Origin of the sequence: Coleofasciculus sp. FACHB-542 (assembly GCF_014695825.1) — a bacterium.
Taxonomy (GTDB): Bacteria; Cyanobacteriota; Cyanobacteriia; order Cyanobacteriales; family FACHB-T130; genus FACHB-T130.
In genome coordinates this window covers 42,466-59,405 of record NZ_JACJPB010000045.1, presented here as the reverse complement: position 1 = coordinate 59,405, position 16,940 = coordinate 42,466, and the positions used below count along the sequence as shown (strand labels likewise).

General features: G+C 45.0%; 17 protein-coding genes and 1 pseudogene. 11 read left to right on the top strand and 7 right to left on the bottom strand.

What is annotated here, in order from left to right; genetic code table 11:
* A pseudogene (locus tag H6F52_RS25490) lies at positions 1 to 186 on the top strand (IS630 family transposase); the annotation flags it as partial.
* Here H6F52_RS25490 and H6F52_RS18365 read toward each other — a convergent pair.
* Together H6F52_RS18365 and H6F52_RS18360 are read right to left on the bottom strand one after the other, a co-directional pair.
* On the bottom strand, positions 183 to 1,241 hold the full coding sequence (locus tag H6F52_RS18365; RefSeq protein WP_190536340.1) for a WG repeat-containing protein: 1,059 nt from the start codon (positions 1,239 to 1,241) through the stop codon (positions 183 to 185). The pseudogene H6F52_RS25490 and the gene H6F52_RS18365 overlap by 4 nt on opposite strands.
* Positions 1,242 to 1,281: 40 nt before the next feature.
* On the bottom strand, positions 1,282 to 2,448 hold the full coding sequence (locus H6F52_RS18360) for a tetratricopeptide repeat protein (RefSeq protein WP_190536339.1): 1,167 nt from the start codon (positions 2,446 to 2,448) through the stop codon (positions 1,282 to 1,284).
* Between the two features lie 420 nt (positions 2,449 to 2,868).
* On the opposite strand from H6F52_RS18360, the gene H6F52_RS18355 reads away from it, so the two are divergent.
* The 8 genes from H6F52_RS18355 to H6F52_RS18320 all read left to right on the top strand — a co-directional run bounded on the left by H6F52_RS18355 (position 2,869) and on the right by H6F52_RS18320 (position 10,833).
* The gene (locus tag H6F52_RS18355) at positions 2,869 to 4,137 is read left to right on the top strand and encodes a DUF1517 domain-containing protein (protein ID WP_190536338.1); all 1,269 of its coding nucleotides are present in this window, start codon (positions 2,869 to 2,871) and stop codon (positions 4,135 to 4,137) included.
* A 204-nt stretch (positions 4,138 to 4,341) separates the two neighbouring features.
* Positions 4,342 to 4,827 carry a 2-C-methyl-D-erythritol 2,4-cyclodiphosphate synthase gene (gene ispF, locus H6F52_RS18350; protein WP_190412330.1) on the top strand — a complete coding sequence of 162 codons (486 nt, stop codon included), beginning with the start codon at positions 4,342 to 4,344 and terminating at the stop codon, positions 4,825 to 4,827.
* A gap of 104 nt (positions 4,828 to 4,931) precedes the next feature.
* Positions 4,932 to 5,414 carry a type I restriction enzyme HsdR N-terminal domain-containing protein gene (locus H6F52_RS18345; RefSeq protein ID WP_190536337.1) on the top strand — a complete coding sequence of 161 codons (483 nt, stop codon included), beginning with the start codon at positions 4,932 to 4,934 and terminating at the stop codon, positions 5,412 to 5,414.
* Positions 5,408 to 6,010, top strand: coding sequence for a PIN domain-containing protein (locus tag H6F52_RS18340; RefSeq protein WP_190536336.1), 603 nt, complete (start codon positions 5,408 to 5,410; stop codon positions 6,008 to 6,010). The genes H6F52_RS18345 and H6F52_RS18340 overlap by 7 nt, the downstream gene beginning before the upstream one ends.
* Positions 6,011 to 6,041: 31 nt before the next feature.
* A complete protein-coding gene (locus H6F52_RS18335; protein WP_190536335.1) occupies positions 6,042 to 7,841 on the top strand; it encodes an ABC transporter substrate-binding protein in 1,800 nt (599 codons plus the stop codon).
* Positions 7,804 to 9,672 (top strand): ABC transporter substrate-binding protein, encoded by a 1,869-nt coding sequence (locus H6F52_RS18330; RefSeq protein ID WP_190536334.1) that lies wholly within the window; start codon positions 7,804 to 7,806, stop codon positions 9,670 to 9,672. The genes H6F52_RS18335 and H6F52_RS18330 overlap by 38 nt, the downstream gene beginning before the upstream one ends.
* Positions 9,673 to 9,730: 58 nt before the next feature.
* Positions 9,731 to 10,513: a nickel pincer cofactor biosynthesis protein LarB gene (larB, locus tag H6F52_RS18325; RefSeq protein ID WP_190412334.1), complete on the top strand. Its 783-nt coding sequence runs from the start codon at positions 9,731 to 9,733 to the stop codon at positions 10,511 to 10,513.
* 101 nt (positions 10,514 to 10,614) lie between these two features.
* Positions 10,615 to 10,833, top strand: coding sequence for a hypothetical protein (locus H6F52_RS18320; RefSeq protein ID WP_190430536.1), 219 nt, complete (start codon positions 10,615 to 10,617; stop codon positions 10,831 to 10,833).
* A 140-nt stretch (positions 10,834 to 10,973) separates the two neighbouring features.
* Here the strand turns inward: H6F52_RS18320 and H6F52_RS18315 are convergent, their stop codons facing one another.
* A complete protein-coding gene (locus H6F52_RS18315) occupies positions 10,974 to 11,543 on the bottom strand; it encodes an HdeD family acid-resistance protein (protein WP_190536333.1) in 570 nt (189 codons plus the stop codon).
* A 249-nt stretch (positions 11,544 to 11,792) separates the two neighbouring features.
* Between H6F52_RS18315 and H6F52_RS18310 the strand changes: the two genes are divergently transcribed.
* Positions 11,793 to 12,356, top strand: coding sequence for a Uma2 family endonuclease (locus H6F52_RS18310; protein WP_190412337.1), 564 nt, complete (start codon positions 11,793 to 11,795; stop codon positions 12,354 to 12,356).
* Between the two features lie 248 nt (positions 12,357 to 12,604).
* Positions 12,605 to 13,210: an EcsC family protein gene (locus H6F52_RS18305; protein ID WP_190412338.1), complete on the top strand. Its 606-nt coding sequence runs from the start codon at positions 12,605 to 12,607 to the stop codon at positions 13,208 to 13,210.
* 129 nt (positions 13,211 to 13,339) lie between these two features.
* Here H6F52_RS18305 and H6F52_RS18300 read toward each other — a convergent pair whose 3' ends face one another.
* The 4 genes from H6F52_RS18300 to H6F52_RS18285 form a co-directional block, all read right to left on the bottom strand.
* Positions 13,340 to 13,903 carry a Uma2 family endonuclease gene (locus tag H6F52_RS18300; protein WP_190528716.1) on the bottom strand — a complete coding sequence of 188 codons (564 nt, stop codon included), beginning with the start codon at positions 13,901 to 13,903 and terminating at the stop codon, positions 13,340 to 13,342.
* A 92-nt stretch (positions 13,904 to 13,995) separates the two neighbouring features.
* Complete coding sequence (locus H6F52_RS18295; RefSeq protein ID WP_190536332.1) at positions 13,996 to 14,538, bottom strand: Uma2 family endonuclease; 543 nt, start codon at positions 14,536 to 14,538, stop codon at positions 13,996 to 13,998.
* 166 nt (positions 14,539 to 14,704) lie between these two features.
* Positions 14,705 to 15,940, bottom strand: coding sequence for an LL-diaminopimelate aminotransferase (locus tag H6F52_RS18290; RefSeq protein ID WP_190536331.1), 1,236 nt, complete (start codon positions 15,938 to 15,940; stop codon positions 14,705 to 14,707).
* Positions 15,941 to 16,045: 105 nt separating this feature from the next.
* Positions 16,046 to 16,621 carry a hypothetical protein gene (locus H6F52_RS18285; RefSeq protein ID WP_190536330.1) on the bottom strand — a complete coding sequence of 192 codons (576 nt, stop codon included), beginning with the start codon at positions 16,619 to 16,621 and terminating at the stop codon, positions 16,046 to 16,048.
* Between the last annotated feature and the right edge of the window lie 319 nt (positions 16,622 to 16,940).

Genomic DNA, 16,940 nt, shown 5'->3' with positions numbered 1-16,940 from the left:
TTGCCTGCCTATTGCTCCCAGATGAACCCCATCGAAGGACAGTGGCATCAACTCAAAGCTCATGAAATTTCAGGACGAATGTTCGACAATGAATATGATTTAGCCCTGGCTGTGATGGAGGGCATGGAATCCCGAAGTGAACAAGGTGGGTATATGTTGGAGCGTTTTAGGTTTAAATCATCCTAGCTACTTACATCAAATTGAGGGGTAATCATAAACTTGCCAGTTTTATCAATAAAACCCCATTTACCACCCTGAGCAGCCGGTGCCAGCCCCTGAACAAATTGGTCTGTCTCTTCAAACTGCGGTGAAATAAGGATTTTCCCTGTTTTATCGATGTAACCCCATTTACCCGCCTGATTGATGGCTGCCAGTCCTTCAGAGAAATTTATCGCTTGATCAAACTGAGGAGAGATAATCATCTTTCCTGCTTTATCGATATAGCCCCATTTTCCCTGTTTTTGGACAGCAGCTAATCCTTCAGAAAAAGGAGTACAGTCATTAAACTGGAGTGGGATAGCAACCTTACCGTTACTGTCAATGTAGCCACATTTATTGACTTGCCGAACAGCTGCTAAACCCTGCGAATATGCGACTGTCGCCTCAAATTTTGGCGGAACAATAAACTTGCCAGTTTTATCAATAAAGCCCCATTTCTTGCCCTGCTGAACCTCTGCCAATCCCTCAGAAAAAGGCATAGCGGGTAAAATCTGGGAATCAAACTGGGGAGGAATAATAAACTTGCCAGTTTTGTCAATGTAGCCAGTTTTGCCACCCTGCCGGACGGCTGCCAGCCCTTCGGAAAATCCACTACAACGCTCAAACTGTAACGGGATGGCAACTTTACCTGTTTTACTGAGATAGCCACATTTGCCAGTAAAACCGCCCAGTTGCACATCTACCAGTCCCTGAGAAAACGAGCCAACAATATCAGGTGCTTCCTCTCCTTCGCCATTGTCAGGTCCAACCCTAAATTTGAGAGGAATGATGAACTTACCAGTTTTGTCGATAAAGCCCTTTTTGCCCTGTTGTTCAACCTTAGCCAGCCCATCAGCAAATGGGTAGACATCATCAAACTGAGGAGCGATCGCCAGATTGAGAGTTGCTTTGGTTGCAAACATCTGCTCATCTGTTACATCGGCGGAAGCTTTTTGAGTTTGAGGACACAGACTTATAGCCAGTAGCAAGAATCCACCAGATAGGACAGCTCCACTTACGGGATGTATAGATGTTTTGTTCACAAGCAAAATCTCTCAACGTTGCAGATGATGGATTGAAGAATCATCGTTGTTTTTTACCTTGAGTAGATGCTAATTGTTTCTCTGCCTGTTGCAGACTCTGGCGCGCATCTGCATCATTTGGATTGAATTTTAGGGCTTGTTTAAAAGCTGCGATCGCTTCTGGTAACTTTTTCTGTTTCATCAAAGCTATTCCCAAAAGGTAATAGATGTCACCATTTTTATCTTTCTTTTTGGATTTCCATTCAATCCCTTTCCGGTAAGTAGCAACTGCCTCATCTAATTTGTTTTGTTTAACTAGAACCTGTCCCAACCCTTGATAAGCATCTGTATAGGAAGGATAGAGTTCAATCGCTTTGCGGTAAGCCGCGCTCGCCTCATCTAATCGGTTTTGCTCAGCCAGTATCCACCCCAGCCCTTCGTAAGGCAGATGATAATTAGGTACAACCTGAATTGATTTTTTGTAGGCAGCAATGGCTTCTTCTGGTTTTTTCTGTACAGTAAAAGCGTCACCTAAACGCAGGTACGTCAGGTTGGCATTGGGGTCTAATTCAATCGATTGACGATAAGCTGCGACTGCCTCATTTGTTTTTTCTTTTACCAGCAAGACGTTACCTAAGTGGTAGTATGCATCGTCATTCTTCGGTTCTAGCTCAAGAGTTTTGCGAAAACTTGCCTCTGCTTCGTCCCATTGACGTTCGTAAGTGAGAGCAAGCCCCAACCATAGATGACTCTTAGCTTTCGTGGGTTGCTGTTCAGCGGCTTTGCGACAAGGTGCGATCGCTTTTGCACTTTCTCCTTGTTCCACTAACGCGAAACACAGACCATAATGGGCATCAACCAAAGTTGGGTCAAGTTGCAGAGCTTTGTTATAAGCTAATACAGCTTCGCTGAGCATCTTCGGTTTGGTGAATAGCCACTCCCATGCCAAAGATTGTTGTTGTAACTGGCTAGCGATCCGAATGCCTTTACCTGAACTTTCCCAGAATGTCATGTAGGCATTGCCAAGGTTAAGAAAGGCTTGAGGATCTGTAGGCATCGCTTGAGTCTTTTGGCGATAGGCAGCAATCTTTTTTTGATCTGCTTGCACCTGCCTCAAGGTCTGGTAGTCTCTGAGAAAAAACCAGCCGTAGTAAGCTCCTACCGCTAGACCCAAACCAAGAATAGAGAAAATAAAAATTTTCCGAGGTTGCTTGATTTTTAAAATCATAATTATTTTTTAATATTTACTGACTCTAATCCGACTATCAGGAAAAGTTCAGGAATTGGTAAGATAATAGGTGAAAATTATTTTTGATGTATAGATTTAATAGATTATTAAGTATTCTTTGATTTCAATGAACTAAACTAAAAAATAATTTATTTTTCCTAAGCGTGAGCTTTTTCTCGACTCATTGAAAATTTTGCCGCCGGGTTTTATTCACATAATAATCTCCGCTTTATTGTAAGTGTCCACTCACCCAGAATTCTGATATCTAGCCATTAATCTAGCACTCCGAACCTAAATTAATTCTAAAATCTTCTTTTAATGAATTAATGTAAAGATATCAGCAGATTGACTGCAACCTTATCACCTCGACAATAGCGGCAAGGAAAAGCTAGCGTGGAGGAGAAGAATGGAACTGCGAAAATGCTACAAAACGTAAAACTTCAGTTGCTTTGGGCGACAGTCCTAAGTTTCACGGTAGTCAACAGTGTGAATATTCATCTGCCCATTGGCAATCAAGAAACCGGGCTGAAGATTGGCAATGAAGCCGAGGCTAGAAGTAGTGGTGGACGAAGCGGTGGCGGCTCTTTTCGCTCTTCACCGTCGCGTTCTAGTTCCAGCCCCAGCCGCTCCAGTAGCGGTAGTAGCTCCTCTCCCAGAAACTCTACACCGTCGCAGTCCAGTAGGGGCAGTACAGGTGGGCGAGCAGGCGGCGGCTCTTTTCAAAGAACCACTCCCCCGCCGTCCTCAGTGAGAACTCAGCCGACGCGCCCGGACTCGTCTTGGAATGAACCTTACTATAGACAACCGGGAAGCACTGTCATCGTGCCGGTTCCCGTTGCACCGCCGCCCGTCTATACCTATCCCAACACCGTTCCGCCGAATTATTATCCCAATAACGTTCCGGCGAATCAATCAACTTACCCTCAAACTGCGCCGGGAACGGCAAATTCTGTTCCCGCCCAAATACCAACCAATTCTGGCTATTCTTCCACCGCTAGTAACTCATCGAGTGATTTTCCTTGGCTTTTCTTATTGATGTTGTTGGCAGTTGGGAGTATTGGGCTTTGGGCTTATTTCATCTTTTTGAAGAAGAAGGGTGGGAGTGCGGCTCAAGAGCTAGAGAATGATACGGTTACGGTCAGCAAGATCCAGGTAGCATTGCTGGCTCAAGCTCGAAACATACAATCTCAACTGACGGAACTGAGCTTGAATGTTGATACCGATACTTCAGAGGGATTGGTGCAGCTGCTACAAGAATCAGCTTTGGCATTATTGCGATCGCCCGAAAATTGGACTCATGTTCTAGCGAGTTCGCAGACGGTGAAAAGTCGAGAGGACGCCGAGGCAATTTTCAACCAAGTTTCTATACAAGAACGCAGCAAATTTAGTGCGGAAACCCTTACAAATGTGGGTGGTAGAGTCAGACAACAAAAACCCGCGATGCCTGACTTCGATGATGGCCCAGCAGCTTATATTGTGGTCACGTTGCTCGTCGGAACAGCGGATGACAAGCCGTTATTTGAAGAAATTCGCACCGCTGAAGCTTTGAAGTCAGCTTTAGAGAAAGTAGCGTCCATCTCCCCTGACTACCTGATGGTGTTTGAACTGCTATGGAGTCCCCAAGCGGAAACCGATAGCCTTACCTACGATGAGCTATTAACTGAATACACGGATATGGTACAGATTTAGCCTCAGCGTTTAGTCCTACCGCTTGCAAAAGTCCTTCGATGCCCTCAGACTGTAAGTTTGGGGCTATACAAACAAAGCCTGCCGACCCAGGCTTCAAGCCGAAATAATTTTATAGTCTCGCGTTGCGCGGACTTCGTTTGTGTAGCTGCGGCTTCGAGTCGCCAAGCCAAGTATTTTTGCTGAAATTTTGCTGAAAACGGATAAATGGCTAAGATTCGCATCGGAAACGGTTACGATATTCACCGCTTAGTTACTGGGCGTCCTTTAATTCTGGGAGGAGTGAAGATTGAGCATGAATTAGGATTGCTGGGGCACAGCGATGCCGATGTGCTGACTCATGCGATTATGGATGCGATGCTCGGTGCCCTGAGTTTAGGCGATATTGGTCATTATTTTCCCCCGACAGATCCCCAGTGGGCAGGGGCTGATAGTCTGGAACTGCTCAAGCAGGTGCATCAGCTAATTCGGGAACGAGGTTGGCAAATTGAGAATATTGACTCTGTAGTAGTGGCAGAACGTCCGAAACTGAAGCCGCATATTGAGAAGATGCGCGATCGCTTATCCGATGTCCTAGAATTAAAACCCGACCAAGTAGGCATCAAAGCCACTACAAATGAAAAATTAGACTCAGTTGGGCGCGAAGAGGGTATCGCAGCTTATGCTGTAGCCTTACTGGTAGCTTCCGATTAACTTGGCTCAAACCTATCGAGTCAAAAGGTTGAAAATGTCTAGGATAGGAATGAACGAGAGGCGGATAAGACAGAGACTCTCAACGCGCTGGGAGCATTAAGGCAATGGAAGCTGGAAGATTTGAACTTACTCAGGGCGATTCTCTTGTTGATATTATTGCCTGCAACCCTGAAGGGCAAACGGTTCTAGTAGTTGAAGTCAAAGCTACTAAACTCAAAGATAGTAAAGCCAAACAATGGGCGATCGAGAAACTAAAATCCTACCTGCAAGCGGCGAACACGAAAATTCCCTTTGCCATGCTGGCTGACCTTGAAAACATTGAGATTTTTCAAGGGGACGGGGCTAATTTATCGGAACCCGTTAGCGTACTTAAGACTGCTACAGTGCTTAATCATTACGACCCCGAATTTAGCAGCAAACGGATATTTGGGCCATACCATCAGACACTCGTTGAAGCTTGGCTGCGAGACTTAGCCTATCACTGGAAGTCGGAAACCCCGCCAGGATCGGAAGAATTGGCAACCATCGGTTTGTTGCAGGTGCTGGAAGATGGAGATACTTACTCTGAAGGTGGCGCTTCTTGGTAATACTTTACGTTGAGACAAATTTCTTGATGAGCATTGCCACAGGACGCGACTCCCAAGCGAATACTTTGCTAGAGAATCCGACCACATCAGTCCAGATAGCGATACCAAGCATTTGCTGCATGGAAGCTCTCTCTGCATTAGAGGATGAACTGAAGCGCCGCAATCGTTTTATGGATGAACTAAAAAAACAAATCAGCCAGTTACGTCGAGATATCACCTCATCCCACGCCCAGTCTCTCCTTTCTCATTTACAACAGGCCTTAATTGAGAATCAGGCGCTATTCAATGATGTCGAAACCCGTCTCTTTCAAGCCCTCGATCATCTCAACACCAAGGTAGAGATAATTCCCTTAACGGGCGATATGCTTCAGGCAAGCTTAGATACACGTTTTATCAACAAAGACCCTACGGATAACTTGATTTTGCACTGCATTCTTAATCATGCACGGCTGCATACCACAGATAGAAAAGTGTTCCTCAGCGCCAATGTTAAAGAATTTAATCCGCCGGAAGTTCAAGCCGCTTTGCGTGATGCTGGCGCGGATAAATATTTTAGCCGCACACAGGATTTCCTCGGTTGGTTAGAGTCTCAGTAAGTTTTAATTAATACTCGTACAGACAATCATTATGAAATTATCTGCTAGTATTCCCCTAATCTGGCGTCGTTTGTTAGCTCTCATGCTGGCGATGATAAGCGCGATCGCGCTCCATAGCTGTAGCCTGAATCAATTCAATACAAAAGCCGCTCAGGTGCCGCAGTTGGTGGACAGTATTCTGCAAGATCCCAAAACTTTTAACTATGTTCTAAGTCAAGAATCACCCAACGTTTTTAGCTTAATTTACGAAGGGTTAATTACTGAAAACGGCAATGGTGAACTTGAACCCGCCTTAGCTGAATCTTGGGAAGTCGCCCCAGACAAAAAGCGAATTGTTTTTACCATGCGGGAGGGCTTGAAATGGTCTGATGGTCAACCACTGACCGTTGATGATGTCATCTTTACTTACAATGAACTCTATTTCAACGAAAAAATTCCTACTGATATTAGAGACATTCTAAAGATTGGCAAAGATCGCCTGCTGCCCATTGTCCGTAAACTTGATGAACGACGGGTTGAATTTACAGTTCCAGAACCTTTTGCCCCGTTTTTGCGCTACACCGGACTTGCAATTTTACCTGCTCATGCGCTGCGAGAATCCATTGTCACTACAGATTCAGATGGAAAACCCAAGTTTCTGTCTAGCTGGGGAATCGACACCGATCCCAAAAAAATTATTGTCAATGGAATGTATCAGCTAGAAAACTATCAAACTAGCGAGCGGGTGACATTTCGACGAAATCCCTATTACTGGCGCAAGGATACTCAGGGTAATCAACAGCCATACATCGATCGTATTGTCTGGCAAATTGTCGAAAATACCGACACATCTTTTATCCAATATCGTTCTGGCGGTTTAGATACTCTGGGGATCGCGCCGGAATATTATTCTCTCCTTAAGCAAGAAGAAAATCGGGGAAAATTTAAAATTTACACGGGTGGCCCAGAACTCAGCACGACTTTTTTGGTTTTCAATTTAAATAAAGCCAAAAATTCTCAAAATCAGCCCCTCGTAGACCCAATTAAGTCTCGCTGGTTCAATAAGCTTGAGTTTCGCCAAGCGGTTGCTCACGCCATCGACCGTCAGAAAATGCTGAACAATCTCTATCGAGGGCTGGGAGAACCGCAAAACTCACCGATTTATAAGCAAAGTCCTTACTATTTATCCCCAGAGCAAGGTCTCAAAGTCTACGACTATAATCCAGAAAAGGCGAAAGAATTGCTGCGAAAAGCTGGATTTAAATATAACCCACAGGGTCAACTTTTCGATGCAGATGGCAATCGAGTTCGTTTTAGTATGCTGACCAATTCAGGGAATAAGCTGCGGGAGGCTATCGGTGCTCAGATTAAAGAAGACCTTGGCGCAGTTGGGATTCAGGTAGACTTTAATGCGATTAACTTCAATACGTTGATTGAAAAAGTTTATACCCAACGGAAATGGGATAGCTATATTGGCAAAATTGGCGGTGGCGGCATTGAGCCAAATGGTGGGGCAAACACTTGGACAACTAAAGGGGGTTTACACACTTTTAACCTAGGACCGCAAGCTGGAGAACCTCCGCTGAAGGGTTGGGAGGTTGATGACTGGGAATTGGCAATCGAAAACCTTTACATTAAAGGTGCCAGCGAACTTGATGAAAGTAAGCGGCGAGAAATATATGTCGAAAGCCAACGCATTACCCAGGAAAATTTACCCTTTATTTATCTGGTAAATCCGCTTTCAATGGAGGCAGTGCGCGATCGCGTTCAGGGCGTTAAATTCTCTGCCCTTGGTGGAGCCTTCTGGAATCTTTATGAACTCAAAGTCGCAGAAAACAAAAACATTCCGTAAACAAGGCAAAAAACAATTGGGCGCAGGGAAAAGAAAGATTAATTTCCTGCTTCCTCTTTTTCTATCTTTTTGCTTTTTGCTTTTTCCTTTTGCTTTATTCGGCTGTCACCCAACTTTACTCAAAACTCAGGCAACTGAGAAAGTATCCCAGTTGGTGACAGCCACATTAAGCGATCCCAAAACTTTTAATTGGGTACTTAATCAAGAATTTCCCCATGTTTTTCTATTCACTTACGAAGGATTAACGTCTGAAAATAGCGTTACGGGTGAAATTGAGCCTGCATTAGCTGAATCTTGGGAAATATCAGAGGATAAACGGCGAATCGTTTTTACCCTCCGAGAAGGATTGAAATGGTCGGATGGTCAGCCACTGACAGCGGATGATGTTGTCTTCACGTATGAAGATGTGGTTCTTAATAAAGAGATTTTTACCGATGCCAGAGATAGCCTAAAAATTGGCACATCTGGTGCTTTTCCGCAAGTCAGAAAGCTAGATGCACGGCGGGTTGAATTTATTCTGCCAGAACCGTTTGCTCCTTTTTTGCGAACTACAACTGGCTCAAAAAACGATGCGATCGTGATTTTGCCAAAACACGCCCTTGAGGACGCGGTAAAATCGAAAAACTCAGAGGGAAAACCCAGGTTGATGTCTATCTGGGGAGTGGATACCAATCCAGCGGAAATAATTGTTAATGGCCCTTATCAAATAGAAAGTTACACCACTAGCGAACGGGTCGTATTTCGGCGTAACCCGTATTACTGGCGACGAGATGTACAAGGCAATCAGTTGCCTTATATCGATCGGATTGTGTGGCAAATTACGGAAAATATGGATACTCAGCTGCTTCAGTTCCGCTCTAATGGTTTAGATACGACTGACGGGTGGGGGCGATTGCGTCCAGAAGATTTTCCACTTTTAAAGCAAGAAGAAAAGCGCGGAAAATTTACAGTTTATACAGGTGGACCGCGATCGGGCACGACTTTTATTTCTTTTAATCTAAATAAAGGACGCCGGAACGGACGCCCTTTGATCGATCCAGTTAAATCTCGCTGGTTCAATAATCTATCATTCAGACAAGCGGTTGCTTATGCCATCGATCGGCAAGCGATGATTAACAATACTTTGCGCGGTCTGGGTGAAATGCAAAATTCACCAATTTCCGTACAAAGTTCTTACTATATAACTTCGGCAGAAGGTCTGAAAGTATACGAATATAATCCTGAAAAATCTAAGAAATTACTATTAAGCGCAGGGTTTAAATATAATAATCAAGGTCAGTTATTAGACACTGATGGAAATCGGGTGCAGTTTACATTAATAACGAATGCTGAAAATCAAACCCGCGTGTCATTGGGAGCGCAAATTAAGCAAAGTTTGAGCCAAATTGGTATACAAGTAGATTTCAACCCGATTGCCTTCAACACGCTTGTAGATAAACTCGCAAACACTCTAAATTGGGAATGTTATTTGCTCGGCTTTACTGGGGGCATCGAACCCCATAATGGGGCGAATGTCTGGTTGCCAGATGGCGGGTTACACAGCTTCAATCAGGATGCCGTATCGGGGTCAAAGCCGATTGAGGGTCGAGAGGTGGCTCCTTGGGAGGCGGAAATTGGGCGTCTGTACATTAAAGCAGCCCAAGAATTAGATGAGGTCAAACGTAAAGCTATCTATGCCGAAACGCAGCGGATTACGCAGGAATATTTGCCGATGATTTATCTAGTGAACCCGTTGTCAATGTCAGCCGTGCGCGATCGCGTTACCGGCATCAAATACTCTTCTCTTGGCGGTGCCCTCTGGAATGTTTATGAGCTGAAAGTGACCGATTAACGGCAAAATTTACATCGCCAATTCTTGTTTTTGCATTTTCTATCCTTAATTTGAAGTCGTGACTCAACCTGAAGCTTTGCAATCCTTATTAGCAGCGGTTGCCGCTGGTGACGTTAGCCCAGAAGCGGCGTTAGAAAAACTCAAGCATTTTGCCTTTGAACCCGTGGGCGATTTTGCCAAAATTGACCATCACCGCACCTTGCGAACGGGTTTTCCAGAGGTGATTTGGGGGCCAGGAAAAACACCCGAACAGATTGCGGGGATTATGGAGGCGATGCGATCGCGCAACCCTGTCGTCATGGCAACGCGGATTGAACCGGCAGTCTATGCCCAGTTGCAGGAAAAAGTGGCAGGTCTCCAATATTACGCTTCGGCGCGAATCTGTGCCATTTCTCCTGCCACCCTAGAACCCCAGTATTCGGGCACCATTGCCATCCTCTGTGCCGGTACTGCCGATTTATCCGTCGCTGAGGAAGCAGCGGTTACAGCAGAACTTTGTGGCTTCCAGGTGAAGCGCCTCTGGGATGTCGGCGTCGCGGGTATCCACCGCCTGTTAAGTAACCGTCACGTCATTGAATCGGCGAATGTGCTAATCGTCGTTGCCGGGATGGAAGGTGCTTTACCCAGCGTCGTCGCTGGTTTGGCTGATTGTCCCGTGATTGCAGTTCCCACCAGTGTCGGCTATGGTGCGAGTTTCGGCGGACTTGCGCCACTCCTGACAATGCTAAACTCTTGTGCAGCAGGGGTGGGCGTAGTGAATATTGATAATGGCTTCGGTGCGGCTATCTTAGCTGGACAAATTTTGAGAACGGCGCACAAACTGAAATCATCTGAGCAGTAGAGTGGTACTGCCCGCTCATGCTATGAGGGCGAGCAAATCACTTATATGCTGTTTAATGATGGAGAGATTTTGATGATATTTTTACCCATCAGCGAAACCCGATGCCTACCTCCAAGACAGAATCAAAGCAACTTCTAGAACGCTTAATTTTTGAAGATGAACGTCCTAAAGACTGGGTACAAGATGTTTGGGGATTGAGTCCCACTTTGGGAGACAGCGCTGCCAAATTACTAGAAGTTTTTGAAGCGTTGATTGAGTGCTGTCCTGAAGAGAAATTAGAAAATTTATTGCAAACTTTGTATCAGGATTCGCTTGAGTAATTATTTTAATTAAGGACGCGATCGCACCCTTTTTTAATTGAAAGAAGCGATCGCCATCAGGATGCGATCGCTTCTAGGGAACTTGCGGGCAATTTTCTTAAGACATTACCCGCCTTACACCAGACCACAGCGCTTTAGGCTTAAGCAGCTTGGTTAGACTCATTCAAGGCAGAACGCTTATTCAGCGATAGCATCACGCGAGAAACTCCCGTGGAAAGAACGCTGGCACCCACCAGGGTTCCAATTAACCAAGGGGCATTGAAGGGCCACTGGAACCAAATCATTGCGCCCAACACCAGCGTAATGATGCCGTCTGTCAGTACCCATGTCCAATTCTGTTGCGGACGCACCCGGAATGCCAGGATCAGGTTAAATACACCTTCGGTCAGCAAAAAGCTACCTAGCAACAGAGTCAGCGTCAGGACACCTGTTAAGGGGTAGAAAAATAGCATCACGCCTGTAGCAATGTAGAGGGCGCTCAACAGGAGTTTCCAAATGAAACCTCCTTGCTCGCGGGTTTGAAAGGCATATACTGCCTTGGTCGCTCCTGCACTCGCTAAGATCAAAGCAATCCAAGTCTCCGCGACAATTGTCGAGACATTCGGTACAGCGATCGCAACTATCCCCAGAATAATCAAAAGAGCGCCCGTCAAGAGCGATCCATTAATACCTTTGTTCTTGTTGATGTCAGTAGAAACGTCGGTTGTCATACAAATTTTTTTTCTATGCACGAGTGGGCTATATGTTCAGGCTAAGAAATTTCTCATGAACTGGATAGAACCTTAAGGTAGACCACCCCGCCACACCAAGCTCTACCCCCTGATATAGTTTGCGATCGCATTTTTCCATGAATTTGTGAGAGCGATCGCTTATTCTGGCTCCTCTGGTACTTTAGACTTGATGGGAAACCTAGAATAAAAGGTAAAGCTTGTCTGATTCTGCTCTTGGAGGCTGCCGCAATGGTACAAATACCCTCTAAATCCCTCACCTTAGAAGAGTTTTTGAAACTCCCAGAGACCAAGCCTGCCAAAGAGTATATCAATGGTGAGGTGATTCAGAAACCAATGCCTAAAACTCGCCACTCCAGGGTTCAGGGAAAGTTAACGGGTACAATCAATGACGTTGTTGAGGAACAGCGGATTGCCTATGCTTTTCCGGAACTACGGTGTACATTTGGAGGACGGTCAGTTGTTCCTGATATTGCCGTTCTTCGCTGGAACCGAATTGAATTTGATGATGACGGCGAACCTGTAGATGATGTATTAATTGCTCCAGATTGGACGATTGAGATTTTATCTCCAGAACAAAGTTCAAATCGAGTAACGGGTAATATTTTGCACTGTCTCAAGCATGGTTCCCGGCTTGGATGGCTAATCGATCCGAGCGATCGCTCTGTACTAATTTTCCTACCTAACCAACAACCAGAATTATGTCAAGGAAGCGATCGCTTAGCTGTTTTAGACGGCATTGACCTGGAATTGACCGCAGAGCAAATTTTTGACTGGTTAAGAATGAGAAGTTAAACGGTTAGGTTTGTCGTGCGGAAGCGCTCGCACTTATCGAATTTGCCGCTAACTCCATTCAAGACTCACTGCATAACATCGGTATCCACTTGAATATTGTGAGAGTCCGCTGTTTGCCTTCCTTTTCTATGAATTATGAATGTTGACCAGTTATCAAGAAATCAACCTCGGTAATATTACGGTGGTCTAAGAGTTTACATTTAAAATACACTATGTGCAACAAGAATTAACTCAAAAATAAAAATAGTATGAATTCAGAAATAGAGCAGCTCCTGCAATGGATTGCCAATATTGGAATTAAAGGCTTCGGTTTTCTTCCTTCCGCAGAACAAGTAGCACAAAATCACTTAGCAAAAGCTAGTAGTGTAGAAGATGCAATTAACTCTGTAATTGCATGGCGTACTACTTCTGCTGCTGGAACAGGATTTATAACTGGCTTAGGAGGAATTGCTACATTACCATTAAGTATCCCAGCTAGTTTAGCGATATCTTATGCATTAGGAGCAAATACTGCTGCTGCAATTGCAAAACTTCGTGGGTACGATATCAACTCGGATCAAGTAAGGACTATGGTACTGCTATCTTTGATCGGGGAAGCTGGAGAAGAAGTTCTACGTACAGCAGGTATCGCGATAGGAACTAAAGTTGCTAAAAATATAATTAATCAGATTCCTGGAAAAGTTCTAATTGAAATTAACAAAAAAGTTGGATTCCGGTTAATTACAAAAGCTGGAGAGAAGGGAGTGATTAACCTTATGAAATTCGTACCTATAATTGGCGGAATTGTCGGAGCTACTTTTGACGCGGGATTTGTTAATGCTTGTGGGCAAAGTGCCAAGAGAGTATTTTGCTAACATTGGACAGATAACGAGCACGCTTGGGGCTAAATTATTCTGTAATTCCCTTCATTGCCCCTTCTACATTTTCCAACTGTGAAATTTTGAAATACGGCAGTAGTCTATAGAATAGACTCCCATAATCAGTTATTCTAACAGCCAGCCAAATATTTCGCCTACCGTCAAGCGGAGTTCGCTAGCAAATGAAGGGACGGGAAGTTGCTGTTCTGGCTCGTCAAACACCTCTGGTTCTTGCTTGGGTTGATAAACAAATATAGTTTGTTCGTTTGGGTCAATTAGCCAACCCATTTGTGTTTCATATCTGAGAGAATGCAGGATTTTTTTTGTGACTTTCGTAGCACTTTGGTCTGGAGATAAGATTTCAATTATCCAATCAGGAGCTACTTGAAATACATTTGCTACACCGCCATTTTCCTTGCGGGGAATTCTCTCCCAGGTAAATACTGCTACATCTGGTACGATTGACCGTCCACCAAACGTACACCGCAGTTCTGGAAATGCTCGTGCAAGTTTTTGGGGCTTAACAACAGCATTAACAGCAATAATTAGTTCACCTTGGAGCGTACTATGTTCTCCCTGCGGCATTGGCTTTTGAATAATCTGACTATCAACGTACTCGCTGGCGGGTTCAGTTTCTGGTAGAGCCAAAAACTCTTCTAAAGTAAGAGGTTTAGCGGGTGTTTGTACCATTTGAGGTTACTCCCATTTATGCTGAATGCAAATATAGCTACGCAGGGTGAGCCTTACCTACCAAAACCATTGAGACTGATCGTTACCTATCCTCAACTTACCCGCCGTAACCAGCCAAATACGTGCTCAACTGTCAATTCTAATGGGATATCTTGGGGGACAGGCAAGCGATCGCTATCTCTCAGCAATGCCATCCGAGCATCTGACCACAGCACAATAATCACTCGTTCTGTCGGATCGATAAGCCACCCTAATTGAGTTCCTTCTTGCAGGCAAGTTTGAATTTTAGCAATCAATTTAGTGGTGCTTTGATCGGGTGAGAGAATCTCAATCATCCAATCAGGGGCACCTTCAACAGCGATATTCTCAGAAGGGACTCGGTCTTGGTGAATAACGGTAATATCAGGAACAACAGAATTACTACTTAAGATGCAGCGTAGCTCTGGAAAAGCTTCATAGGGTGAATCCGCTTGGTCAATTGCAGCCGTCAGCCGTTTCTGCAAGATGCTGTGGAAAGCTGTGGGCATAGATTTTTGATTTATTTGTCCGTCAATTAACTCCCAAGCTGGCGACTCCTCAATATTCGGCAGCTTCAGGAAGTCTTGCAGTGTGAGCCGTTGGGTAGTGGTAGCCATCAAGATTCGTAAGATTGCTTGTTACTTAGCGGTTAAAGCTAGGGTTGCGATAGGTATTGCCCACCGCAACCTTTGAGACTTATAGATTGAGTTTAACCAAGGCAGCGAGAATTGATGCTCAAAAGCGATCGCGTAACTTATGCCCCACAAGCGCGGCTTCTCTTGCCTACACTTTAAACTTCTCGGTAATCCGCTTCATTGCCTCATTGACATTTTCTCGGCTATTAAATGCCGAAATGCGGAAGTAACCTTCACCCGCAGCACCGAAACCAGAACCAGGAGTACCGACAACATTGCAGGTTTGCAGCAACTTATCGAAGAAATCCCAACTCGATAAACCATTGGGCGTTTTCACCCAAACGTAAGGCGCATTTACGCCACCATAAACCGCTAATCCGGCTGCTGTCAGTTGTTCGCGGATAATTTTGGCGTTTTCCATGTAGAAGCTAACTAGAGCCTTAGTTTGCGCTTGTCCTTCCTCGGAGTAAACCGCCTCTGCTCCGCGTTGCACGATGTAGGACACGCCATTAAACTTGGTAGACTGGCGGCGGTTCCACAGCTTCCACAGTTCCACATCGGAACCATCGGCGGCTTTGGCTTTAAGGGTTTTCGGCACAACCGTCAACGCACAGCGGGTTCCGGTAAAGCCTGCATTTTTGGAAAACGAGCGAAACTCGATCGCACAATCTCTTGCACCTTCAATTTCGTAAATTGAATGGGGAAGCTCTGGATCGGTTATAAATGCTTCGTAAGCCGCATCGAAGAAAATGATCGAGCCATGAGCTTTCGCATAGTCTACCCATGCTTTCAGGTGTTCCTTCGTGGCGGTTGCTCCCGTAGGATTATTGGGGAAGCAGAGATAAATTAAGTCAACTTTCTGCGAGGGAATCTCGGCGGTGAAGTTGTTCTCTGCGGTGATGGGTATATACACCAAGCCGCCAAACTCGCCTTTATCGTTAGCAGCGCCAGTGTGTCCCGCCATCACGTTGGTGTCTACATACACGGGATAAACCGGATCGGTGACAGCGATCGCGTTATTGTCGCCAAAGATATCGAGAATGTTACCCGTGTCGCACTTAGAACCGTCAGAGATGAAGATTTCGGAAGCATCAACCTCGCATCCCCGCGCTTGGAAGTCATGTGAGGCAATTTTCTCCCGCAACCAAGCATAACCCTGTTCTGGGCCATAGCCTTTGAAGGAACCGCGATCGCCCATATCTTCAACGGCTTTAATCATCGCCGTGCGACAGGCTTCTGGTAGGGGTTCGGTGACATCGCCAATCCCCAGGCGTATAATCTTTGCGCCGGGATTAGCCTCTGCAAAGGAATTCACCCTGCGAGCAATTTCGGGAAACAGGTAGCCTGCTTTGAGTTTGAGGTAGTTATCGTTAATAGTTGCCATGTTGAATCGCCACGAACGCCGTAAAATAGCTTACTGCCAATCGTCGCGTTACGATTCCACGGTTAATACTGTTGAGTGAACAAAGATTATAGATTGGGTCAGTGCCTAGCGTGACTCCCCAACTACAGATAGCCAACTAGGATAAGCAAAAGAATCCTTCCCTTGTAACTTTGCACCTGGGTAAGTTTGAAATACTTGGCTGGCTACTGTTTGAAGATTATCCATCAACTTGTCATCTTCGCCCGTAGCTTCAAAAGCCAGACTCCACCAATCCTTGCCCTTAATCTTTAGTTGAGTGAGTTCAACAGCACAGTCTTGGTATACACGCTGCGATCGCATCTTCTTCACACTCATCCACGACTCTTTTCCCGCCACCTCTGCGGGAATAAAGCATTTTGAGGTGGGATCTTCACACGTCCACTTCGCCCATTTCTCTGCTTTCCCCTGCACCAAATCCCCAAAACGCAGCACTTTTAATTCGGCTTGACGCCACTTGATTTCCAGCTTTCCTTGCCGCAGTTTGATACCCAGGTAATCACAGTTAGGTAAGTATAAATACCAGTCTTCTCTATTTTCTGGCGATTCCATCTGTCCACTGAGGCTCTCTTGATTAAACCAATGTTCAATCTGTGTGGGGATTATGCCGTGATAAAACCAGCGCAGTTCCATCGTTACTAGCATCAGTTTTTCCTACCCAAAATGTTCAATTGCCGACTTTGAGGCTGCGTGCCAGGAAGATATCGATTGCCATATTGATTGTAGAGAGTGGCAACAATTTCATAAAAGTATCTACCTTCAAAAAGCCTGTGTGGTTAGCAAATATTGATTTGAAAAATTAGTTAGGGAGGAGAAAGGCTGAATTTATGTTTTTAATTATAGAATTATTCAGAAATGAAATTAATGCATTAAATTAATGCTTGATTCGCATTTGAAGCCAGGGTAGGAGTAGATTGAGAAAAATTTCTATTAGTCAAAATAAAGCAAACACAGCCTCTATAGG

Bases quoted from the DNA above. Each gene is read 5' to 3' on its own strand.
- H6F52_RS18360 (WP_190536339.1), bottom strand. From the start codon at position 2,448: ATGATTTTAAAAATCAAGCAACCTCGGAAAATTTTTATTTTCTCTATT.
- H6F52_RS18355 (WP_190536338.1), top strand. From the start codon at position 2,869: ATGCTACAAAACGTAAAACTTCAGTTGCTTTGGGCGACAGTCCTAAGT.
- ispF (WP_190412330.1), top strand. From the start codon at position 4,342: ATGGCTAAGATTCGCATCGGAAACGGTTACGATATTCACCGCTTAGTT.
- H6F52_RS18345 (WP_190536337.1), top strand. From the start codon at position 4,932: ATGGAAGCTGGAAGATTTGAACTTACTCAGGGCGATTCTCTTGTTGAT.
- H6F52_RS18335 (WP_190536335.1), top strand. From the start codon at position 6,042: ATGAAATTATCTGCTAGTATTCCCCTAATCTGGCGTCGTTTGTTAGCT.
- H6F52_RS18330 (WP_190536334.1), top strand. From the start codon at position 7,804: ATGAACTCAAAGTCGCAGAAAACAAAAACATTCCGTAAACAAGGCAAA.
- H6F52_RS18320 (WP_190430536.1), top strand. From the start codon at position 10,615: ATGCCTACCTCCAAGACAGAATCAAAGCAACTTCTAGAACGCTTAATT.
- H6F52_RS18315 (WP_190536333.1), bottom strand. From the start codon at position 11,543: ATGACAACCGACGTTTCTACTGACATCAACAAGAACAAAGGTATTAAT.
- H6F52_RS18310 (WP_190412337.1), top strand. From the start codon at position 11,793: ATGGTACAAATACCCTCTAAATCCCTCACCTTAGAAGAGTTTTTGAAA.
- H6F52_RS18305 (WP_190412338.1), top strand. From the start codon at position 12,605: ATGAATTCAGAAATAGAGCAGCTCCTGCAATGGATTGCCAATATTGGA.
- H6F52_RS18300 (WP_190528716.1), bottom strand. From the start codon at position 13,903: ATGGTACAAACACCCGCTAAACCTCTTACTTTAGAAGAGTTTTTGGCT.
- H6F52_RS18295 (WP_190536332.1), bottom strand. From the start codon at position 14,538: ATGGCTACCACTACCCAACGGCTCACACTGCAAGACTTCCTGAAGCTG.
- H6F52_RS18290 (WP_190536331.1), bottom strand. From the start codon at position 15,940: ATGGCAACTATTAACGATAACTACCTCAAACTCAAAGCAGGCTACCTG.
- H6F52_RS18285 (WP_190536330.1), bottom strand. From the start codon at position 16,621: ATGCTAGTAACGATGGAACTGCGCTGGTTTTATCACGGCATAATCCCC.